19 protein-coding genes and 2 tRNA genes are annotated in these 22,238 nt (G+C 37.7%); 1 reads left to right on the forward strand and 20 read right to left on the reverse strand.

Going from position 1 to position 22,238, the window contains the following annotated elements; genetic code table 11:
* Nucleotides 1-36: 36 nt before the first annotated feature.
* From LY28_RS07890 to LY28_RS07905, 4 genes are all read right to left on the reverse strand, one after another.
* Nucleotides 37-534 (reverse strand): chemotaxis protein CheW, encoded by a 498-nt coding sequence (locus tag LY28_RS07890; protein ID WP_110461630.1) that lies wholly within the window; start codon nt 532-534, stop codon nt 37-39.
* Nucleotides 535-816: 282 nt separating this feature from the next.
* Nucleotides 817-2,880, reverse strand: a complete 2,064-nt coding sequence (locus LY28_RS07895) for a chemotaxis protein CheA (protein ID WP_110461631.1) — start codon at nt 2,878-2,880, stop codon at nt 817-819.
* Nucleotides 2,881-2,990: 110 nt separating this feature from the next.
* Complete coding sequence (locus tag LY28_RS07900) at nt 2,991-5,486, reverse strand: winged helix-turn-helix domain-containing protein (protein WP_110461632.1); 2,496 nt, start codon at nt 5,484-5,486, stop codon at nt 2,991-2,993.
* Nucleotides 5,487-5,908: 422 nt separating this feature from the next.
* Nucleotides 5,909-5,984 (reverse strand) — tRNA-Met (locus LY28_RS07905).
* A gap of 359 nt (nt 5,985-6,343) precedes the next feature.
* Between LY28_RS07905 and LY28_RS07910 the strand changes: the two genes are divergently transcribed.
* Entirely contained in the window at nt 6,344-6,955 is a 612-nt protein-coding gene (locus tag LY28_RS07910) for a peptidylprolyl isomerase (protein WP_110461633.1), read from the forward strand.
* 183 nt (nt 6,956-7,138) lie between these two features.
* Here the strand turns inward: LY28_RS07910 and LY28_RS07915 are convergent, their stop codons facing one another.
* From LY28_RS07915 to LY28_RS07990, 16 genes are all read right to left on the reverse strand, one after another.
* Nucleotides 7,139-8,308, reverse strand: a complete 1,170-nt coding sequence (locus LY28_RS07915) for a MalY/PatB family protein (protein WP_110461634.1) — start codon at nt 8,306-8,308, stop codon at nt 7,139-7,141.
* 85 nt (nt 8,309-8,393) lie between these two features.
* Nucleotides 8,394-8,482: transfer RNA gene (locus tag LY28_RS07920), tRNA-Leu, on the reverse strand.
* 150 nt (nt 8,483-8,632) lie between these two features.
* Nucleotides 8,633-9,064, reverse strand: a complete 432-nt coding sequence (locus tag LY28_RS07925; protein WP_110461635.1) for a S1 domain-containing RNA-binding protein — start codon at nt 9,062-9,064, stop codon at nt 8,633-8,635.
* Nucleotides 9,065-9,164: 100 nt separating this feature from the next.
* The gene (locus tag LY28_RS07930; RefSeq protein WP_110461636.1) at nt 9,165-9,443 is read right to left on the reverse strand and encodes an FtsB family cell division protein; all 279 of its coding nucleotides are present in this window, start codon (nt 9,441-9,443) and stop codon (nt 9,165-9,167) included.
* Nucleotides 9,444-9,532: 89 nt separating this feature from the next.
* Nucleotides 9,533-10,168: a spore cortex biosynthesis protein YabQ gene (gene yabQ, locus LY28_RS07935; RefSeq protein ID WP_110461637.1), complete on the reverse strand. Its 636-nt coding sequence runs from the start codon at nt 10,166-10,168 to the stop codon at nt 9,533-9,535.
* Between the two features lie 177 nt (nt 10,169-10,345).
* On the reverse strand, nt 10,346-10,630 hold the full coding sequence (yabP, locus tag LY28_RS07940) for a sporulation protein YabP (RefSeq protein WP_110461638.1): 285 nt from the start codon (nt 10,628-10,630) through the stop codon (nt 10,346-10,348).
* A gap of 128 nt (nt 10,631-10,758) precedes the next feature.
* A complete protein-coding gene (locus LY28_RS07945; protein WP_110461639.1) occupies nt 10,759-10,998 on the reverse strand; it encodes an RNA-binding S4 domain-containing protein in 240 nt (79 codons plus the stop codon).
* Between the two features lie 125 nt (nt 10,999-11,123).
* The gene (locus LY28_RS07950) at nt 11,124-11,399 is read right to left on the reverse strand and encodes an HU family DNA-binding protein (RefSeq protein ID WP_110461640.1); all 276 of its coding nucleotides are present in this window, start codon (nt 11,397-11,399) and stop codon (nt 11,124-11,126) included.
* 37 nt (nt 11,400-11,436) lie between these two features.
* A complete protein-coding gene (mazG, locus tag LY28_RS07955) occupies nt 11,437-12,231 on the reverse strand; it encodes a nucleoside triphosphate pyrophosphohydrolase (RefSeq protein WP_110461641.1) in 795 nt (264 codons plus the stop codon).
* 178 nt (nt 12,232-12,409) lie between these two features.
* On the reverse strand, nt 12,410-12,841 hold the full coding sequence (locus tag LY28_RS07960) for a single-stranded DNA-binding protein (protein WP_110461642.1): 432 nt from the start codon (nt 12,839-12,841) through the stop codon (nt 12,410-12,412).
* Between the two features lie 495 nt (nt 12,842-13,336).
* On the reverse strand, nt 13,337-13,891 hold the full coding sequence (gene spoVT / locus LY28_RS07965) for a stage V sporulation protein T (RefSeq protein ID WP_110461643.1): 555 nt from the start codon (nt 13,889-13,891) through the stop codon (nt 13,337-13,339).
* Nucleotides 13,892-14,043: 152 nt separating this feature from the next.
* The gene (locus tag LY28_RS07970; RefSeq protein WP_110461644.1) at nt 14,044-15,291 is read right to left on the reverse strand and encodes a peptidylprolyl isomerase; all 1,248 of its coding nucleotides are present in this window, start codon (nt 15,289-15,291) and stop codon (nt 14,044-14,046) included.
* A gap of 85 nt (nt 15,292-15,376) precedes the next feature.
* The gene (gene mfd / locus LY28_RS07975; protein WP_110461645.1) at nt 15,377-18,898 is read right to left on the reverse strand and encodes a transcription-repair coupling factor; all 3,522 of its coding nucleotides are present in this window, start codon (nt 18,896-18,898) and stop codon (nt 15,377-15,379) included.
* 88 nt (nt 18,899-18,986) lie between these two features.
* Complete coding sequence (gene pth, locus LY28_RS07980) at nt 18,987-19,556, reverse strand: aminoacyl-tRNA hydrolase (protein ID WP_110461646.1); 570 nt, start codon at nt 19,554-19,556, stop codon at nt 18,987-18,989.
* A 173-nt stretch (nt 19,557-19,729) separates the two neighbouring features.
* Nucleotides 19,730-20,689, reverse strand: coding sequence for a ribose-phosphate diphosphokinase (locus LY28_RS07985; RefSeq protein WP_110461647.1), 960 nt, complete (start codon nt 20,687-20,689; stop codon nt 19,730-19,732).
* A gap of 116 nt (nt 20,690-20,805) precedes the next feature.
* On the reverse strand, nt 20,806-21,978 hold the full coding sequence (locus tag LY28_RS07990; protein WP_110461648.1) for a DapH/DapD/GlmU-related protein: 1,173 nt from the start codon (nt 21,976-21,978) through the stop codon (nt 20,806-20,808).
* Nucleotides 21,979-22,238 lie beyond the last annotated feature (260 nt).

Consider the following 22,238-nt stretch of genomic DNA (forward strand, 5'->3'; position numbering starts at 1 on the left):
TGTAATTCCTCCTAAAATAATAGTTTTCACATGCCTTTATAAAACAGTATTTAAATTCTCCAGCTCTCCTTCCGCTATAAGCTTCTCACAGTCCAAAAGCAGCTTTACCGCATTTCCAGCCTTTCCGATGCCTTTTATATACCTGTTGCCAAGCCCTCTATTCAATTCCGGCGGCGAAACAATATTTCCCTCCGGAATAGACAGCACTTCCAATACTCTATCAACAATGAGACCTATTGATACCTCATTAATATCAACAACTATTATACAAGTCCTGTCATTGTACTCCATAAAGGGCTTCTTAAACTTCAGCCTGACATCCATAACCGGAATAATCTTTCCCCGCAGGTTTATTATTCCCCTTATGTACTGCGGCAGCTCCGGAACTTCTGTTATCGTTTGTATTCCTATTATCTCGGTGACAAATCGGATTTCAATACCATACATTTCATTTCCCATTGTAAATATAAGGAATCTTCCCTTCTGTGTATCCTCCTCCTGCTCCAATAATCTCTGCACCTCTTCCTGCGCCATCCGGACACTCCTTTCTGATACTAAAGTCAATTAAATATACAAGCACAGACTTCGTTAAAAAGTCAATTACTATCGGCTAAAAAACCGATTCCATCGGCCGATAGTTTGGGTTTGAGGCTGAAGCCTCCTAAAGTCAAAACAAATTCAAACCCAAACTGTGTTCAAAATCAGCTTAAAAGCTTAATTCACCTAAAAAGACGAGATATCGTCCCGAAGGCTTTAACCGTAATTGACTTTAGTCAACTTGAAAACAATATTTGCCTTCAATTGGCTTTGTCAAATTTATATTTTTATATTTAATAATCCGCCGATATTCAGTATAAGACTTATACTTCCATCTCCGAGAAGGGTACATCCTGCCAAGCCTTTTATATTTCGCGTGTCTTTAATATAGCTTGGAAGTGCCTTGACAACTACCTGCTGCTGTCCCAGAAGTTCATCCGCAAACAGGCACATGCATTTTCCGTCCTGCTCCACCATAAGCATGATCCCCTTTTCAAAATCTGTTATATCTGTTTTCACACTATACATTTTATGAAGACGAAGTATAGGATAACATTCTCCCCGAACCATAATCATTTCATTCCTTCCGGGAGCCTCAACAATATTTCTGCTCTTAGGCTGAAAGGTCTCCTGTATGGAAGTGGTAGGCAGGGTATATTTGGCATTGCCTACACGGATATTCATTCCGTCGATAATAGCAAGGGTGAGAGGAATTTTCATCGTCGTTACAGTTCCGGCTCCTTCTTCACTTTCTATGGATACTGACCCTCCAACTGCTTCCAGATTCTTAACCACAACATCCATTCCTACTCCCCGGCCGGAAAACTCTGTCACCTTGTCATTTGTGGAAAACCCGGGTAAAAAGATCAAATTGAAAATCTCCCTGTCTGTCATTTCATTTTCCGGCTTGCTGAGTAATCCATGCTCCTTCGCTTTTTGCAGTATTTTTTCTTTATTAAGGCCCTTACCATCATCCTTGACAATTACAAGAACGTCACTTCCGGCATTTTTTGCCTCTAAGGCAACCTTTCCGGCTTTGGACTTTCCATTAGATATTCTGCTTTCATAAGACTCAATTCCATGATCAACCGCATTTCGAACCAGATGCATCAAAGGGTCGGATATATGCTCTATAATATTTTTATCAACCTCTGTTTCTTCTCCAATCAGCATCAGTTCCACCTCCTTATCAAGGCTTCGCCCCATATCCCTTACAATTCGCTGCATTTTGTGGAAGGTGGCAGACAAGGGAACCATCCTAATGGACATTACCATATCCTGCATTTCGCTTGTAATCTTCCTGAGCTGGCGAGCCGCCTTGTAAAAGCTGCTCAGCGACATTCCTTCAAGCTCGGGGTTCTGTGTAACCATTGCTTCGGAAATCACCATCTCGCCCATCAGGTCCATAAGCTTGTCGAGCTTCTGTACATCAACACTTATAATGCTTTGATGGGAGCCTTTGCTTTCAGAACCATGAACAGCATGGTCGGAAGCTTGAAGCCCTGACATTTTGACAAAAGCCTCTTCGGGCGCCTTGCCTTCAGACATGCAAATTTGTCCCGGAAACTGACAGCCTGATGCTTCGGTCAGCTCAAGATCACGTATGAAGGCAAAACTATTTAAAAAGTCATACATTTCCCTCATGCTTTTGCCGCACTTGAAAATAATCTTAAAGCCTTGTTTCTGTATGATATTCACACTGCCGTTATCTTCTGTGATATCCTCCGGAAAGCAGAAGCAATCCTCAGAAATTTTCTTTAGATTATAAATAATAGTATAGGCTCTGATATTTTCCATTTCACAGCCTTCCTCAAAATAAATAACAGCCTCATAAGCTTTCAGCTCACCAGTCTCAGTGTCCTTGCGTGACAACGTGTATTGCCCCTTATGCAAGGTTTGTTCTTTCATTTCTGAAATAACTGAGCAGTTTCTTTCCTTCTTAATAGATATCAAGAAGCTCCTTATCTTTTCAATCAGGTTTGACGGCTCACCGTCGAGGATGTCCTCATTTTTTACCTTTTCCAGCTCCAGCTTAATGAAATCAACACACTCCAGAATCAAATCCGAAAGAAGGCTGCAATCCATATTTTCAGGTCTTTCCTCTCTTATGTAATAGAAGAGGTCTTCAGTAGCATGGGATATTGATGCGATGTTACTGTACCTCATCATTGCAGAAGAGCCTTTAATTGTATGCATAATCCTGAAAATTTCATTGACGGCATCCGGCGCAAAGCAACTTGCTTTTTCGCTTGTCAGTATTATTTCCTCGAGCTGCTCTATATTCTGTGCGGTTTCATATATGAAGGTATCCAGTATAGTTTGATTTGAAAATCCGTTATCCAATTTGCTTCCTCCCGTTCAGCTTTATCAAGCAAAAAATAATCTGCTGTATTAAGAATACAGCAGATTATTTTTTACACATACCCAATTTCGAGGTATTTCTTCATCTTTCGTCAAAATTGTGTAGAATCCAACTCATATTTTGAATGTATTTCCAGCTTTCCATAAACACTTTTTAAAATAGTTCGGACAGTTGCCTCCGATATGTACAGCTTATCGGCAATCTCTTTTGCACTTAATCTGTCTCTGGCATACAGGGCAATTTCTCGTTCTCTGGGTGTCAGAGGGGATTTATCTGCAATAATTGCCTTTTTTATTGCGGCAGCACCCTTGTCCTGACGTATACCCAATGCAATCAAGGCATTCAGACCTTCCCTGTCAGAAATATAGCCTTTTGCCATTTCCAAAAGGGCCATTAACTCCCTTAAATGCTGAGCAAACGGAAGATAAATCTTATCCGGCAATGCAATTGCCAAGGCCTGCCTTAGATAATTCTGGGCTTCATGTCCATTCCCGTTGTTAAGCTTTGCTATGGCAAGATATATGAGAATATATACCTGGGGCATAATGTATTGAACCTTCCCTGCTTTATTCCTGACCTCCTCAAGGATGGCCTGAGAAATACCGTAAAATTCATTATACCTTCTCTCCATTAGCAAAAGCCTTAAATAAAGAACCTGAGCATGAGGAACAACAGGAGCATACAGCACCTTATTTATTTTTTCCAGATCATAAAGCCATGGAGCCACATTATCCTTAATGCCAAGCACAAGACTTATTACTGACATACATTGGTCAACCATGCGAGGTATATAAGAATTTGAATATTTGCCTGTATAGCCCTTAATAGTCTTCACTGCACTAAGATAACCCTCTGCATTTCCGCGCAGGACAGCAACTCTTGCAAGTACCAATTCAGAACATAGACATATATTGAATTGCTTATTCCTTTGGGCGTAATACAGCGTTCTATGGCAAAGAATTTCAGCCTCGTCCTCATTTCCTTTCATAAGCATAGCTTCTGCACGCATTAAACTGCCGACACCCGCACCGTATCCTCCGGCAGATTTCTTGTATAATATGCAGTCTTCCTCAAGCTGCTGTATTACAGCTTCCAATTTACCTGATTCACGCCAGAAAATATCCAAAACAGACGGAGCCGCAAAAAAACACGGTGTGCAATATTTTGTCACATCGGACGGTTTGCACAAGATATTTAATACCGTTTCGTATTCCTTTCTTATTTTCGAATAATCATTAAAATCTCTCATTGAAGCCAACAGCCTGTATTCAGCCTTAATTTTCAGAAGCTCGTCCTCATCAGGCCTTTCTGCATCCTGTATGACTGAATAAAGCAAATGACACAGCCTGTGATAAACCTCATACTGGCCGCAGGAAAATGCCATATACCCAAACACAAGCAAAGTAAAGGGATACCTGCATAGTATATTATCCGGACATTCATTAATTATCTCCGCAATAAATTCAGGCTGATATTTTTCTTTTTGAGCATCAAAATATTCACCGCTAAAGGGAAGAGACAGTATGGCATCAAAATCTCTGACCTTATAGAAAAAACAGGCCGCCTGATAATATTGCGAGCTCATGGCATAGGATCGCCCAGCCCGCCGGTATATTTCGTTTTGATACTCCTCAGGCTGATAATAGTTAAAACGGTTACGCACATAATTCAGTAAAATGCTGTGCATTCTGTAAATATGCTTATCGGGAATATATTGTATGAAGTCATTGTCCCTAAGAAACTCCTCGATTTTTTCGGGCAGTTTCTTCTTATCCAATATAATAGCTGCCTGACATGCTGTGAAGCTGTCCATAACCGAAACAGACAGCAAAAACTCCTTTTCTTCCTGAGTAAGCCTGTCCCAAACAGCTGACTCCACTAACTGCTCAATGTCAGCAGTAATATTAAAAGAACCTGTTTCCTTGTAATTTATCATATAAAAGCGGATGGCAGACACCCAGCCCTCTGTTCTCTTATATACCTTTTCCAGCGCATTGTCGGCAAGATTTATTCCTTCCATGCTGAAAAGAGTGCCTGTTCCCTCCTTATTCAACAAAAAATTCTTCCTGTCAATTGTATGTATGCTGTTGTTATTAATCAAATACTGCTGCTTGGCTCCAAGCCGCTGAGTAATAAATACAAGGTGAAGGTTGGGGCTGTTGTGCATTGAAAGTACATTTATCAGCTCCTGTGACACATCACAATTTACAAGCTGATAGTTATCTACTACCAGATAGGTTTCAGCCTGACATTTGAAATCCTTTATATATGAAGCTATATGGAAAAGTGTATCCATCGTTGGATTTTCAAAACCCTTGAGGCTATCTGCGGCCTTGGCATCCGCATTGGACAATAATTCGCATAAGCCTGACCATGTTATGGAAACCGGTTCACCTAAACAGGTATACCAGCATTCAAGGGCATCAAGAGGAAGATTTGCTTTTAAATATTCCCTGACAGCTGTGGTTTTCCCAAAACCGAACGGAGCCTCCACTACAGTCAAAGGATAATGAGATATCTGGGCAAGCTTCCTTGTAAGCTTGTCCGAAAAGTAATACCTCTTTTTATGGTTTACTTTTTTTCGCATTACACTTCCTCCTGCTAAAATTTCAAAGCTTCTATTTTAGAGCTATCAGCTTATAAATATCTGCCTTAATCAGAAGAGGTATTCGCCCCTGAAAATCACTATTTTTCTCAGCCAACCTATAATAATAAGCTTCATATATCTGAGCAAGCTAAAAGCACATATCACCTGAATAGAGATATCATCCCGATATTTTTATTCAGGTTAAGGCTTGGAACAATATTTGACTTTAGTCAATTATAATTTCCATAACTTTACAGACATAGATTTGTAATATTTCAAGTATAAATTGTAATACTAGAAAGTTTACCATAATTTCTATGTTTTTTAAACTCTCCATGATATAAAGGGAATACTGCGAAATGAAATTTTTTTAAGAAAGCAAAATCACCGAAATAAATGTTTTCCGGTGATTTAAACTCAAATGGTTGCGGGAGCAGGACTTGAACCTACGACCTTCGGGTTATGAGCCCGACGAGCTACCAACTGCTCCATCCCGCGATATATGAAATTTACTGTTCTGTTATTATATGCGATAGTTAGCTTTTTATTCATTACTTACCCTCGCCGACAACTATTATACTTTAACACAGAATTTTAAATAATGCAAGTTTTTTTTAAAGTAAATTTAACCGGTAAGATTTTACTCAATTGAAATTGTAAAATATGATAGCATATAAAATATGATTTTTTTATAATTTTATGTTTTTATATACTATTTTTATCAAAAATTCTAGACCTTTTCTTTATTATAAGGTATTATAATCACAGTAATATTTTAATTTCTTGTAATAAGCATTAATAATTTGCTTATTATGAAAAATATAATTAATTTATTAAAAAACGGAGGCTGTAATAATATGTTTAAATCTGTATTTAAAAAAACAACCGCCCTATTATTGGCTGCAATTTGCACGGTTTCATTTGCGGCGGGCTGTTCTAAGTCTGAAACTTCTGAGTCAACCGGCAAGCCTAAAGTACAAATCGAAATGGAAAACGGCGATAAGATGGTTTTTGAGCTCTATCCCGAGTTTGCACCAGAAACAGTTAATAATTTTGTCAGCTTGGCAGAATCCGGATTTTATGATGGGTTGACCTTTCATAGAATTATCAAGAACTTTATGATTCAGGGCGGGGACCCCAAAGGTGACGGAACCGGCGACTCCGGTAAAACAATAAAGGGTGAATTCAGCGGCAATGGCTTCGAACAGAATACACTTAAACATACCAAGGGAGTTATTTCAATGGCAAGAAGTCAGGATCCAGACTCGGCATCCTGCCAGTTCTTTATCATGCATGGAGACACTGCTTCTTTAGACGGTCAATATGCTGCCTTCGGAAAGCTTATCAGCGGCGAAGATATTCTTGATAAAATAGCGGATACTCCAGTAAAAGCAAATTCTCTTACCGGAGAAGAATCAGTTCCGACAGAAACTGTTAAAATTAAAACTATTACTGTACTGAGCAAGTAATTTAGCTTTAAAACCCAGCCTTTTAAAAAAGAGCCTTTCAGTATCAATATTAATATGCAAATAAAATATTAAAGCATATAAAAGCGGTCAGGGGATTTTGATTATTCACCTGCCGCTTTTTCATTTATTATTAAGAGCTCAAGCTGGCTAACACAGTGCAGCTGCTGCAAGACATACACCAGCCTATTTTTCTATAGCTGACCTTATCTGTGCCAGTGCCTTTTCAAGAACAGCTCTTGGGCATGCAACATTCATCCTCATAAAGCCTTCCCCGTTCCGTCCGAAATATGTGCCGGCACTCATTGCAACACCAGCCTTCAAAGCCATAAACCTGGTCAGCTCATGACCGCTCAGACCCATTTGCCTGCAATCAAGCCACACAAGATATGTCCCTTCAGGTCGAACAGGCCGGATAGAAGGAATATACCTATAAAAATACTCCAAAACAAAGGTTACATTTCCCTCAATATATTCTATAAGCTGTTCAAGCCATTCATCTCCATACCTGAATGCTGCCTGAGTTCCGGCTATACTCATGCAGTTATTGCACTCCACATGAAAATCCGCCCACTTCTGTTCGAACTCCTGCTTAAGCTTTTCATCCGGAAAAACAACAATAGAAGATTGAAGTCCTGCAAGATTAAAGGTTTTTGTGGCAGAAAAGCATGTTATAGTTATCTTTCTCAGTTCTTCTGAAATTGAAGCAAACGGAATATGCCTGTTTCCCCACAAAATCAAATCAGAATGAATTTCATCGGATATCACCGTGATACCACAGCGCAGGCAAATATCTCCCAGCTTCTTTAATTCATCATATGACCACACTCTCCCTACAGGATTGTGCGGACTGCACAGAATCAAATATTTTGCCCCTTGCTTGGCTTTTTCTTCTATATCCTTATAATCCATAGAAAAAAAGCCATCCGACTCTTTTAACGGACTTTCAAGCAGCTCTCTGCCTGCCTGTTTAACCGCATTATAGAATGGACGGTAAACCGGTGTCTGGATTATAATTTTGTCCTTTAAATTTGTCAGTTCCTTAATTATCATGCATATTGAAGGCATAACTCCTGAACTGAAGCTCATCAGCTTTTTATCTATATCCCAATTTTTTTGTCTCTTTTGAAAATCGCACACATCATCATAATAGGAGTCCGGGCGTACTGTATAGCCAAATATTCCATTCTCCGCTCTTTCCTTCATAGCATCGATAATAGGCTGTGCCACTCTGAAATCCATATCGGCAACCCATAGAGGTATGACCTTATCAGTTCCGTATAATTTTTCAAGATTTATATGCTTCTCGGCAAAAGTAGCTTTTCTGTCAATAATTTCATCAAAGTCGTATTTCATAGCTGCTCTCCTTTACATTTTATTGCGGAGAAAAAATAAATAAAGGACTAAGATACTCTTTTAAAAGCAATCTCAATCCTTTATTTGGTGCCGAAGACCGGAATCGAACCGGTACGGAGGGTTAACTCCGCAGGATTTTAAGTCCTGTGCGTCTGCCAGTTCCGCCACTTCGGCATACCCATTGCCACTTACCGCTTGCGACTAGATTATTATAATACTATAACCGCTAAGGTGTCAACACCTAATTTAAGATTTTTAAAATTTTGGTACAATAATTCCATATACATTTTTAACGTATCTGCCTATAGCCAGTCAGAATGGAAATCAATACTGAGCTGATTTTTTATATCCGCTGCTGCCTCTCTTGGAATCAACATTCTTCTTTAAGTCATGCAGCTTCTCATCGCTATCCTTCATAAACTTTGCTAAGCGGTCTTCAAAAGAAGTATTGGCAACTGCATTTTTGCTGCTGTTCCATTCTATCTCCATTGGTGGCTTAACTGTCATTGAAGCCGGTTTTTGCTCGCAAGCTTTTTTTATAGAAAGACTTACTTTTCCATTGAGATCAATTGAAATGACTTTTACTTTTACTGTTTGATTTTCCTTCAGATGAGCACTTATATCCTTCACATACTCCTGTGCAACTTCAGAAATGTGCACCAGCCCTGTTCTTCCTTCCGGCAGTTGAATAAATGCACCGAATGCAGTTATGCCGGAAACCCTACCCTCAACTATTGTACCTACTTCAAGTGGCATAAAATAAGAAATCCTCCTCGGTTAACCCCAAGCTTAATAACGTCTAAGCACTAAAACACTTCAATTATACCAGTACATGCTGATTTACGTCAAGCTATAGTTACTTATTAGTATCAATATATATTTTTTCATTATCCTTGATATATCCTAATTTTTCCCTAGCCATTTGCTCATAAAACTCATCAGTATTAATTAATGATTTCTGCTTCAAAAGCTGCTGATTCTTAACTGTCTCACTATAAATGCTCTTTTGCAGGTCTTGATTTTTAAGCTCTTTTTCATTAATACTAATTTGAAGTGTATATAATGTATAGCCAAAATAGCAAATTGAAGCTACCATAATAAGTGTCCACAATTTGAATCTCTTTTGTTTTTTCATTATTATTCCTCTTATCAATATCTTTTGTAAAATAAAAACACAATGCCACATTTCCTATATTCTATATGTCGGTAAAAACTCCTGCAATATTAATTATTTTTTTGTTCTTTTTTATTTTTTTTAAAGCCGGAGGTTTTCTTTAATTTCTTTTCTGCCGCACAGCTTGCTTTGCCGCTTAATCTCTTCACCTTGTCAAAAAACTCTTTAAAAATTCCCAAGACTTTGCCGGAAATTAAATTAATCGGTTTTTCCAATAAACCATATATTTTTTTATATATGAAATTCATAATATTACATATTGGTTTAAAAATAAATCTTATTACCTTATACAGTAATGTCATCCCTGCCTTTATAACCTTATACAGCATTATAAAGGGATAGCTCAAGACTTTGAATATGAAAAGCAGAAGCCTTTTCAATATATTTATAATCATTACGGAAGAAGCAATAATTATATTGCTGAAAATTGATTCATACAGCAAAACGCCTATAATATTTCCTATAAATATAAATCCGCGCATTTCTCCGCCATTGCTTATGTATACTGTAACAAACAGGAATACAGCTGCTGCAAGCCAATAAAGGATATCTTCAAATGCTACTATTACTGCATTTGTTTTTATTGTTCTTCTTTTTATTCTTAAAAAATCGTAAAAGAAAGCTGCAATTGCTCCACCGACAATCGCATACAAAAATATGTATACCTGATCTGCAATAAATATCATTTATCATACCACAAGCCTTTACAGTTTTTAAATTAATTACCATCTGCTAAAAACCCGATTCCATCGGCCGATAGTTTGAGGTTGAGGCTGAAGCCCCCTGAAGTCAAAACAAATTCAAACCCAAGCCGCGCTCAAAATCCAGCTTGAACCGTAATTGACCTTAGTCAAGGCATATCGCTATTTAAACATTTTCCCGAAAAATGACTTGGATTTGGCAGTTTCTCCATCGTTGTATTCTAATGAATATATATCGCCTTCTATAATAAGTTCATTGCTTTCCAGGCATAGTTTGTTTATATGAAGCTCTGCACCTCGTACTATCAATATTCCTAATTCTGTTACAGCTATTATAATCTGATCATTAAAGCTCTCAACATCAATAACACCGGTAACACACAGCTTTTCCCTGTTTTCAAGCAGAAGTGTCTGATTTTTTTGTTTAATAATTTTCTTTTCCTCCATTATTGAATCCCTCCTCATCATATACATATGCATGTACAAAATAAAAAAGAACAAACACATATAGCGTTTTGTTCTTTTTCTAAAACTGCTTTTAAATATCTTTTGATAAAGCCAATCCATCAATCTTGCTACTTAATGATATACATTTCCTTTGCATCATCCTTTGTAACATGTTCCGTGACTCTTGTTATTTCTATTGTTGTTGTATTATTTCCGAATTGAATTTCAATTACATCTCCAACCTTAACCTCAGAACCGGGTTTGGCTATTTTATCATTGATTTTGACTCTGCCCTGCTCACAAACTTCATTTGCGACAGTTCTTCTTTTGATAATTCTGCTGTTCTTTAAATACTTGTCTATCCTCATTTTAACCTCCGTATCCCCACATACCGAAAAGCACTTAATTCATGCCGATTACTGCCGGCAGTTATAACCGCTAAAAACTATAACAGTTAAAAAGATAATAATCAATTCCATAAAAAACTATGATTCTACTGGTTTACCATTTCTTTTAAATCCTTACCTGCTTTAAATGTCGGAACCTTACTCTCAGGAATATCAATTTCCTCCATTGTCTGCGGATTTCTTCCTTTTCTGGCTGCTCTCTGCTTAACCTCAAAGGACCCAAAACCAATAAGCTGAACCTTATCATTATTCACCAATGCCTCTTCCACACTTTCTACCAAGGCATTCAAGGCTTTTTCAGAATCCTTTTTAGTCAAACCCGACTTTTCAGCAATACTGTCTACTAATTCTGACTTATTCATTAACAATTCCTCCCATAAGTTTTATTATAGTATGATTCTATCCATTTTTATTATATTTATGCATTTTTGCTTCTTTCCAAAGTACATCCAGTTCTAAAAGTGTCATTTCATTTATATTCCTGCCAAGCTCTGATGCTTTTTGTTCAACAATTTCAAATCTTCTGATAAATTTATCGGTTGACTGGGATAAAGTAAGCTCGGGATGAACCTTTAGAAATCTCGACAAATTTACAATTGAAAACAACACATCTCCCAGCTCATCCTCAATACCCTTTTTATCTGATTTTTTAAACTCCTCTTCAAGCTCATCTATTTCTTCTCTGATTTTTGCGAATACATCCTCCGTATTATCCCAGTCAAACCCAATTTGAGCTGCTTTCTGCTGAACCTTATAGCTCCTCATAAGAGCAGGCAGGTTTGCAGGTACATCCTTCAATACAGATGTTTGATTTTTATTTCCCTTTTCTTTTTTCTTTATTTCTTCCCAATTCCTTAAAACCTCACCCGATGTTTTAACATTGACATTTCCAAAGACATGCGGGTGTCTGTGAATCATTTTATCACAAACCCCGTTTATTACATCCTCCATACTGAAATCCCCGTTCTCTTTTGCAATCTGTGCATGAAATACCACCTGCAGCAAAACATCCCCCAGTTCTTCACACATTTTGCCCTTGTCATCTAAATCAACCGCTTCCAGATATTCATATGTTTCCTCAATAAAATACTTTTTCAGGCTCTGATGTGTCTGCTCTCTGTCCCAGGGACATCCCTCCATGCTTCTGAGTATTTCCATTATATTTAATAATCTTTCGAGTCTGCCATTTTCCATCTTCCATATCTCCCTTTTACATCGCAATTTGGGCCATTTGTTTACCCTTTATCCCTCATGATGTACAAATTTAACATTATCTATTATACTATATTTTTTGCCGGTCAGGAAAGGGTATGCAGAATTTTAACCGCTTCTATGACCTCCCCCTTCATATGATAAAAGGAATATCAAATCCTTATGTAATTTGTTCCTCATCAGCTTTCTCTTCATCCGTCATTTCATTGAATAACTCATCAGCAGGATTTTCATTTAAAGCTTCATTAGCATTATCGGCATCCTGCACCTTTTGTTTTGAATCTGCAAAGAAAACTCTGTTTGCTATCACCTCTGTAACATAATGTTTATTTTTCTGCTCATCTTCCCACATTCTTGTATGGATACTTCCCTGCAAAGCTATTCTATTCCCCTTTGCGAAGTACTTGCTTGCAAATTCTGCTGTTTTTCCCCATGTGACAATAGGTATAAAATCTGTTGTTTTATTCTGGGCGGTTTTTTTAATTTCTCTGCCTACTGCCAATATAAATGCTCCCACAGCTTTGGAATTTTTAGCTGTATAGCGCAGCTCAACATCTTTTGTTAACCTGCCAACCAGACTGACGTTATTCATAAATCATTCTCCTTTTGCCCAATTTAAATAGGCTGTTTTTTATTATTACTGCTATTGCTCCATACATGCCAATCCTTGTACAGCAATTGCATATAGCTGTCTTTTAGCATGTGCAGATAAAAAGCAAATGTAACCTGTTAAAATATAAATTTATAGGCTGAAAAAATTAAACAAGGGTTGAAATACTCTATTTAGACATGTTTTTAAAAGGATAATTAAGAAACCTCTATAGAACTTAGAAATATTTGGGGAAAATAATAGCTTTTAAGTTAGAAATAGCAATCGACTTTTTTAAGGTTGTTTCCGGAATTTAAGAAATGAAATGCTTCTAATAGAAATAACTTACTTTAATCTTGAAATAATTATATATTGTTTGATATTCATTGTCAACATAATAATTTTAAAAAGGAGAAGACCCTCATTCCAAATCTTCTCCTCTAAATTGATACTATTTAATAATTACACTTTATATAATAACCTATCCATTTAACAGTATTATTGTTCCATTTGCTTTCCTAAGAAGCTTGCTGCCGATTGAGCAAGTTTAACTTCAATCTCACCCATTCTTGAATTTGCATCTGTAGCCAGTAATATTACAGAACCTATTGGATCTCCCTCAGATATTATAGGAGAAACTACTTGAGCAGTATACTTTCTTTCTCCGTTTTCATCCGCTAATATAAATATTGCTTTTTCCTCGGGAGATTTTATAAGTAAAGTAGTTTTGTCTTCAATTGTTTTTTCCACTTCACTGCTCAGCTGCTTTTCAAGAAATTCTTTTTTTGATGCTCCTGATACTGCAATTACAGAGTCTCTGTCTGTTATGCATGTAATGTGTCCACTGGTTTTATGCAATGATTCTGCATACTGCGTAGCAAAATCGCTAAGCTCTCCGATAGGAGAATATTTCTTTAAAATAACCTCTCCTTCCTTGTCGGTAAATATCTCCAGCGGGTCACCCTCTCTTATCCTTAAAGTCCTTCTTATTTCCTTTGGTATTACAATTCTTCCAAGATCGTCTATTCGTCTAACTATTCCAGTTGCTTTCAATTTAGTATTACCTCCTTAATAGGTTATTTTAGTCTTAGTATTGTTAAGTTGATGATTTTTTATACATAATTGGTAACTCATTGATAGCAACCATTTTTTATACATTAAAAAGGGAACCACATTTAAAGTGATTCCCTTCTTTTAAATAAATATTATTTTCCGTATAACTCTAAGTTAAGTTTATCCAAGACAGTCCCATTCTTTACGACCTCAAACTGCTTGTCTTTTTTCCAGCCTTCAAGCTTTTTGTTGAATTCCTCAGAAAATTTTGTATATTTAAGGTTAGAGTTTATCTGATCCTTAACTTCTTCAAAAGCTTTAATACCTCTCTTTTCAATTCTTACTACATCATAGCCATAAGAAGCCTCAACAATACCAATTGTACCTTCATCATTTGAAAAAGTCCATTTCTCAAGGGCTTCAAGTACTGAATACTGTGAGCTTAATTCCCCGTTAAGGAAAGTAATTTCTATATTGTCTTCAGAAGTGCTTGAATTGTTTTCTGTTGCCAAAGTCTTCATATCCTTGCCGGCTTTTATTTGTGTCACTACATTATCAGCCTGCTTCTTTAGCTCAGCCTTCTTGCCTTCACTAACAGACGCACCGTTACTGTCAAGCGTAGAAATGACTATATGGGATATTGTAGCCTGATCAAACAAATCTTGATTATCATCATAATATTTTTGCACTTCTTCATCAGTAACTGCTATCTTGCTGTTCGACTGCTCTGAACTAAAATAATTCTGCTGCAGCACCAGACCCTTATAAAATTCCTTGAATTCCTCCAAGGTTACACCATAGGTACTTTCAATCGAGCCTTTAGCAGCCTCCTCACTTCCGTACTGTGAGGTTATAGTAGAGTCAATATTGGAAATGTCCTCTTTTGAAAGCTTAATGCCAGCTTCTCCGGCTTTTGTAAGCATAATCTTATTTTCTTGAAGCTGATCTAATGTTTCCTTCTGAATTTGCTCCTTAATAGCTTCTCCGTTTTTTTGCTGGTTCCAGTCGTAATTTTCAACTGTCGTGCTGCTGTCTACTCCTGCACTTGCTAAAAACTGCTGCATATTAACTTTTGAAATCACCTTGTATTCCTGCTCTGTTATCTTCTGCTTGTCCACTGTAGCGACATATCCTGCTGACCAAGGCTTAAATATAAACAATACTGCTGCAACAGCTATAACCACTAAAGCCGCAGCAGTTACTCCGATAACAAAGCCCTTTGATTTCTTTTTTTTATCTGCCTTTTTAGGTTTTTTTGCAGGCTCTTTTAAATTTTCTTTTTCAGCTTCTTTTGCAATCTCATTTGCATCTGTACTTGTATCTGCAACTGCTTCTTCATTCGTATTTTCAATTGCATCTTCATTTACATTAGCATTTTCCTTTACGTTTTCATTCTCCAAAGGTTATCGCTCCCCATTATATATTTTTCTATACTCCCAAATCCTGTATTTTACAAAACCCCACTATAACAATTATATTCAATTATTAGGAATACTGCAATTTAATAATGTCATGTAATAAAATCTTAATATTTGCCAGTATATCCTTTTGATTGTTATTTAGGAGTCTGAAGGTTATATATGGGCTGCTGCTTGCATTGAACATTATCCTTCTGGGGTATTTATCCATAATAGCTCCAATGTACAAGGATATGCTTACTGCCGACTTGCTTAACTGAAAAATGACAGTATCCTCCTTCTGCTGTACATTAATGAAGCTGCATTTATTGGCAAGTGCCTTTATATATGCAATATCCATCAAATTTTCAACTTCTCCCGGAATATCCCCATATCTGTCAATAAGTTCATCCTTTATGTCAATAACATCATTCTCATCCTGTATGGCGGCTATTTTCTTATACATATCAATTTTCAGCTCTTCAGATTCAATATAATCGTCATCAATATATGCACTTACATTTAAATCAATCGCCATTTCATCATCAAAGGTATTACTGCTGTCACCGCTTAGCTCATGAACCGCTTCCTCAAGCAGCTTGCAATACATTTCATAACCCACCGTTTCCATATGCCCATGCTGCTCAGAGCCAAGCAAATTGCCTGCTCCCCTGATTTCCAAATCCCTCATTGCTATTCTGAAGCCCGAACCAAACTCAGTAAATTCCTTAATTGCCTGAAGCCTTTTTTCTGCCACCTCAGACAAAGCCTTGTCCTTTTTGTAAGTAATATACGCATACGCCAGTCTGTTTGAACGCCCTACTCTGCCTCTTATCTGATACAACTGGGAAAGCCCCATTTTATCTGCATCCTCAACCACTATTGTGTTTACATTCGGCATATCCAGTCCGGATTCTATAATCGTTGTGCAAACCAAGATATCAAACTCTGCATTTATAAAATTATACATTACATCTTCCAGCTCTTTTTCATTCATCTGTCCATGTGCTACGGCAACTCTTGCTTCAGGCACCAGTCTCTTTATTTCATTGGCCTTGAGTTCAATTCCTCTGACTCTGTTGTAAAGATAAAAAACCTGACCCTTTCTGGAAAGCTCTCTTATTATGCCGTCCCGGATTAATTCATCGTTATGCTCCATAACATATGTCTGAACAGGATAGCGCTCCTCCGGCGGGTCCTCTATAACGCTGATATCCCTGATTCCGACTAGAGACATGTGCAAGGTTCTCGGTATCGGCGTTGCCGTTAATGTAAGTGAATCCACATTTGGTTTAAGACCTTTCAGCTTTTCCTTGTGTGTTACACCAAACCGCTGTTCCTCGTCCACAACAAGCAAACCCAAGTCCTTAAATGAAATATCCTTTTGAAGTATCCTGTGCGTTCCTATTAAAATATCGATATTACCGCTTTTAACAGATTTAATAATTTTTTTCTGTTCCGCAGGAGTCCTGAATCTGCTTATAACATCCACCGTTACCGGGAAATCAGACATCCTCTTCTTAAAATTTTCATATTGCTGCTGGGCCAGTATTGTGGTAGGCACAAGGTACGCCACCTGCTTTCCGTCCATAACAGCTTTGAATACGGCTCTGATTGCCACCTCTGTCTTTCCGTACCCGACGTCTCCGCAAAGAAGCCTATCCATGTGCTTATCAGACTCCATATCCTGTTTTATTTCATCAATACATTTAAGCTGATCATCCGTTTCTTCATAAGGGAACATTTCCTCAAACTGTCTCTGCCAAACTGTGTCTTTTGAAAAAGCAAATCCATTTGAAACCTGCCGCTGGGCATACAGCTTTATCAGTTCACCTGCAAGCTCTCTTAATGATTCCTTTACCCTGTTCTTTGTCTTTGCCCATTCGGAACCGCCAAGCTTATTCACTTTTGGATCTTTTCCGTCGTTCCCGATATATTTCTGAATAAGATCAAGCTGATTTGTAGGTATATACAAAAATCCATTGTCCTGATATTTTATTTTTAAGTAATCCCTTTTTATCTCGCCGACAGCCAATTTCTCAATTCCGATGTACTGACCTATTCCATGTGCCTGATGAACAACAAAGTCCCCCACATTCAAATCGGAAAAAGCCTTTATTTTGTTGCCGTCATGCTTGGATTTTGCTTTTTTTATCCTTTTATCCTGTCCAAATACCTCTTTATCACTTATTATAACAAAGCCGATTGTAGGATATTCAAACCCCTTTTGAAGGCTTCCGCGGGTTATGGCTACCTCCCTGCTCATCAGCTCCTTATTACAATCCTCTGTATAATTTGCATCTATCCCGTTTGTCGCCAGTGTTTCAATAAGCCTGTGTCCTCTGCCGCTCGGGCCTGAGAGTACAATAATCTTATAATCCTTTTCTCTTAGATGTTCTATATCATTAACAAGCAGTTCAATGTGATTTTGATATGAGTTACCTGTCCTGCACGGAATTGAAATCTGACTGTGCGGTCTTATAAAGGAATTATTTGATGAAATCGCAGCTAATGTGACAGTATTGAAATTTTGAAGACCCTTTAAAATATAATCAATAGAATGACTCCATCTTGCACCGTTTGGCAGCATAGCTCCCTTCTCAAGCATGCTCTTGGCTAATTCCTCCTGCTCAAGAGCAATATTTTCAATTCTTTGCTCTATTCTTAAGGTTTCATCCAAAACTACTATTGCATTGCTGTCAACATAATCCAAAACCGACGCCGGTGCTCCCAGAATGTATGGAAGATATCTGTCTATTCCGGCAAAATAATGATTAGTGTTAATTCTTTCGATATCCTCATTAACCCTTTTAATTATGTTATTGCTTATATCGGGATTATTCTTTTTATTAAGTTTGTTTACATAATCAGATAAGTCTTTTTTTATTCTCCTTACAATATCCTCCAGTAAATCTTGCCTGTACACCACATCTCTGGCAGGTACTATCCTGCATTCATTTACTGCCTGAGTGGATCTCTGCGTAGCAGCATCAAAGTATCGAATTGAGTCCACTTCGGTGTCAAACAGCTCAATACGCAATGGCTGTTCATTATTTGTTGAAAATATATCAATAATGCCTCCGCGAACAGCAAACTGCGCCTTTCCTTCTACCAGCTCAACTCTTTCATATCCATATAAAACCAGCTTTGAAACAAGCTCCTCCAAGTCAATCCGTAAGCCTGTATAAAAATCTATAATTCCGCTTTTGAATATTTGCAGTGGTGAAATCATCTGGATAAGAGCTTCCGCCGGAAGCACTAAAATTCTGTAATCACCCTGTATACATCTTGACAGGGTTTTTACCCTTTGATAAATGAGGTCATTGCTTCTGGCCTCAACATTGTAAAGCATAGTTTCTTTAGGCGGCAAATAAATCACATCATCACCCAGAAATAACGAAAAGTCATCAAATGCTCTTCTGGCCTGTATTTCATTGTATGTTACAAATAGGCCTCTGGTGTTGGTATGCGTACACAAAGAGTATATTAAATGAACCTTCTGCGAATCAGACGGCCCTATTACCGATACAGCCTCCTTTGTATCCCGGACAGATGACAAAAGGGTGTTATACTCCTTTAAATTTAATAGAGGATCTGTAAATAAATTCATTCTGGTGCCTCCATATTTTTGTGTGTAAATTAAAATCTGATTAAACAATACCAGCAATTATTATCAACCGATATCCTTGCCGCCTGCTTTATTTGTTATAACAGTTCATCGCCTTTTCAGGCCCGCTTTTTGTTATCATTATAGCTGCCTCAGCCGCTTTTTCAATACTATCGAAAATTATTCCCCATTCTTCTCTGGTAAACTTACTGAGAACATAATCGGCAAGATCCCATTTTTCAGGAGGATGACCGATACCTATTCTTACTCTTGGAAATTGCTCCGATTGCAGGTGATAAATTATAGATTTCATACCGTTATGAGTTCCTGAGCTGCCTTTTGGCCTGACTCGTATTTTCCCCGGTTCCAGATCTATGTCATCATAAATAACTATCACCCTCTCCAAGGGCATCTTATACCATGCTGCAATTTCCCTGACACTTTCACCGCTTAAATTCATAAAGGTCTGAGGTTTAAGAAGTATTACCCTTGTCCCGTCAATTGCGCCTTCACCGTATACAGCCTTAAAGCCGATTTTAGACAGCTTTATATTATGCTTCTCCGAAAGATAATCTATTGTATGAAAACCCACATTATGCCTTGTATTTTCATATTTACCGCCCGGATTCCCCAATCCGGCAATTAAAAATAAGTCCTCCAAATCAGTACCTCCGCTTCATCATGCACAAATTTTCCGAGAAACAGCCATAATTATCTTTATCAGTAACAACCCACGCATATTTAAAAGAGCGGTTCCCAAGCAACACAAGCAGGCAAGCCAACCTTGCCCATGTCAGATAAGAACCGCCCCGAAAAGTTTAAAATGAATATATTTTATACCTGAGTAAATAAAGTGCTGATTGATATATCTCCATATATCCTTTCGATTGCTTCAGCTAAAATACTGGCAACAGATAATGTTGTAATTTTGTCAATCTTCTTTTCATCACTAAGAGGAATCGTGTTTAAAACCACCATTTCTTTAACAGCGGAGGCTTGGATTCTCTCAATAGCCGGTCCTGACAGAACTGCATGGGTACAGCAGGCATATACCTCTTTAGCACCGGCATCAATTAATGCGTTTGCTCCGTTGACAATAGTCCCTGCCGTATCGATCAAATCATCGACAAGCACACATTTCTTGTTTCTTATATCGCCGATAATATTCATTACCTCTGATACATTCGCCTTAGGCCTGCGCTTATCTATTATAGCCAGCGGACATTCCAGTCTTTCCGCCACTTTTCTTGACCTTGTCACACTGCCTACATCAGGCGAAACAACAACTAAATCATCGTGTTCTTTAAACTTCTCCTTTAAATATTCCGCAATAATCGGTAAGCCTAAAAGGTGATCCACAGGGATATCAAAAAATCCTTGAATCTGCGGAGCATGCAAGTCCATTGTTAATATCCTGTCTGCCCCTGCAGTGGTTATAAGATTTGCAACCAATTTAGCTGAAATCGGGTCTCTGGCTCTTGCCTTTCTATCTTGTCTGGCATATCCAAAGTATGGAATAACAGCAGTAATCCTGCCTGCAGAAGCTCTTTTTACCGCATCAATCATAACCAGCAGCTCCATAAGATTGTCATTTACCGGCTGACATGTTGATTGAATAATAAAAACATCCGAGCCTCTTACAACCTCTCCGATGTTTACAGCAGTTTCTCCGTCACTAAAGCCTCCAACACTGGCAATACCTACAGGAATTCCTATCTTGTCGGCTATCTCGTTTACAAGCCCTCTGTTTGAATTCCCTGCAAATATCTTTATGTCCTTTCCATGCAAATTCATTTCAATTCTCCTTTTTCACCGCTATGTTTTATTTTTTTAATTATAAATCTAATTCTAATCCTAATAATTGCTTCGTAGTATAAATCAAAAACATAATAACAGTCAATTTTTCTTTATTACTCTCTGCCCAGCCCTTTCTTTGTAACCCAATCATGCTTTACCACCTGACGTTCACGCGCTATTGCCAATGAATTTTCCGGCACGGCATCTGTAATTGTAGAGCCGGCAGCAGTATAAGCCCCGCTGTGGACAACCACAGGCGATATAAGATTCGTATTGCAACCAATAAAGCAATTGTCCTCAACAATTGTTTTATTCTTGTGCTTGCCGTCATAATTAACAACTACAACTCCGCAGCCTATATTCACATTTTCCCCGATTTCGGCATCACCAACATAAGTTAAATGAGAAATTTTTGTTCTGTCTCCGATATTTGACTTTTTAATTTCGACAAAATCACCTATCTTGACATTCCTGCCGACAGTACTTCCGGGTCTCAGGTATGCAAATGGACCGACATGAGTTTCATTACCTATAGAGCTGTCAATAGCAACTGAATTAGCCACCTCTGTGTCATTTCCGATGCTGCAGCCGGAAATTCTCGAATTAGGCCCAATTATGCAGTCCTCACCTATAATCGTTTTGCCCTGAAGGATGGTATTAGGCAAAATAGTTGTATCCATACCTACTGAAACATTAAAATCAATATATGTAGATACAGGATCAATAAGGGTAACTCCCGAAAGCATAATTTTCTGATTAATTCGGGCTTTTATTTCCTCCGTTGCCAAATTAAGCGACACTCTATCCTTAACAATCAGAAATTGGCTCTTTTCCTCAAATACTATTTTATTAGCCTTATCTATTGATTGAAAAATTTTGTTGAGAATATCTCTGGAAATATATAAGGAGTTTAATTCATTAAGCTTTTGAAGCAAAGCCTTGCACTCAAAAGCATATAAAGCTGCTTCCCCGCTGCCTCGATATAAAGCTGTTGCAATATTTCCTTCTGAAGTATGCTGTTTAAAAAGCTGATTAGCTGTCTCAGGCAGTATCAAAGGTTGATCCGCCCAATTAATTATGACTTGCCCGGCCCTGCAAAGAATCTCTTTACATTTGTCCAAATCCTCAAAGGACAGGTATTGTATATCGCCAGTTATTTCTTCAAGTGCTTTTTCAGACCATTGACGGACACTCTTCCCTAAAATATTATGATGCTCTTTTAAGGTTTTTGATTTAAAAGCATCATTATTATTGTCAGAAATAATCAATCCTAAATACATATTCATCGTCAAAGCCTCCAATTATTTTTACAGGATATATTCTCTCATTTTTGTTGAATAATTTCAACCCATTACAATAACTAAATATTTATTCTTAATAGCCTGTAAGTTGTGCACTTTTATTTTTGTATGGCAGCAGCCTTGCAACTAAATCCTTTTTATATTATCCTCCCCAAGTCAAAAGTTACAGATACTAAAGCTTATAGTCTTTTATCCGCTCATCGGAAAGCATTAAAAAAAGGATACCTTTATAAAGTATCCTCAAT

The sequence above is a fragment of the Ruminiclostridium sufflavum DSM 19573 genome, assembly GCF_003208175.1.
GTDB lineage: Bacteria > Bacillota > Clostridia > Acetivibrionales > DSM-1351 > Ruminiclostridium > Ruminiclostridium sufflavum.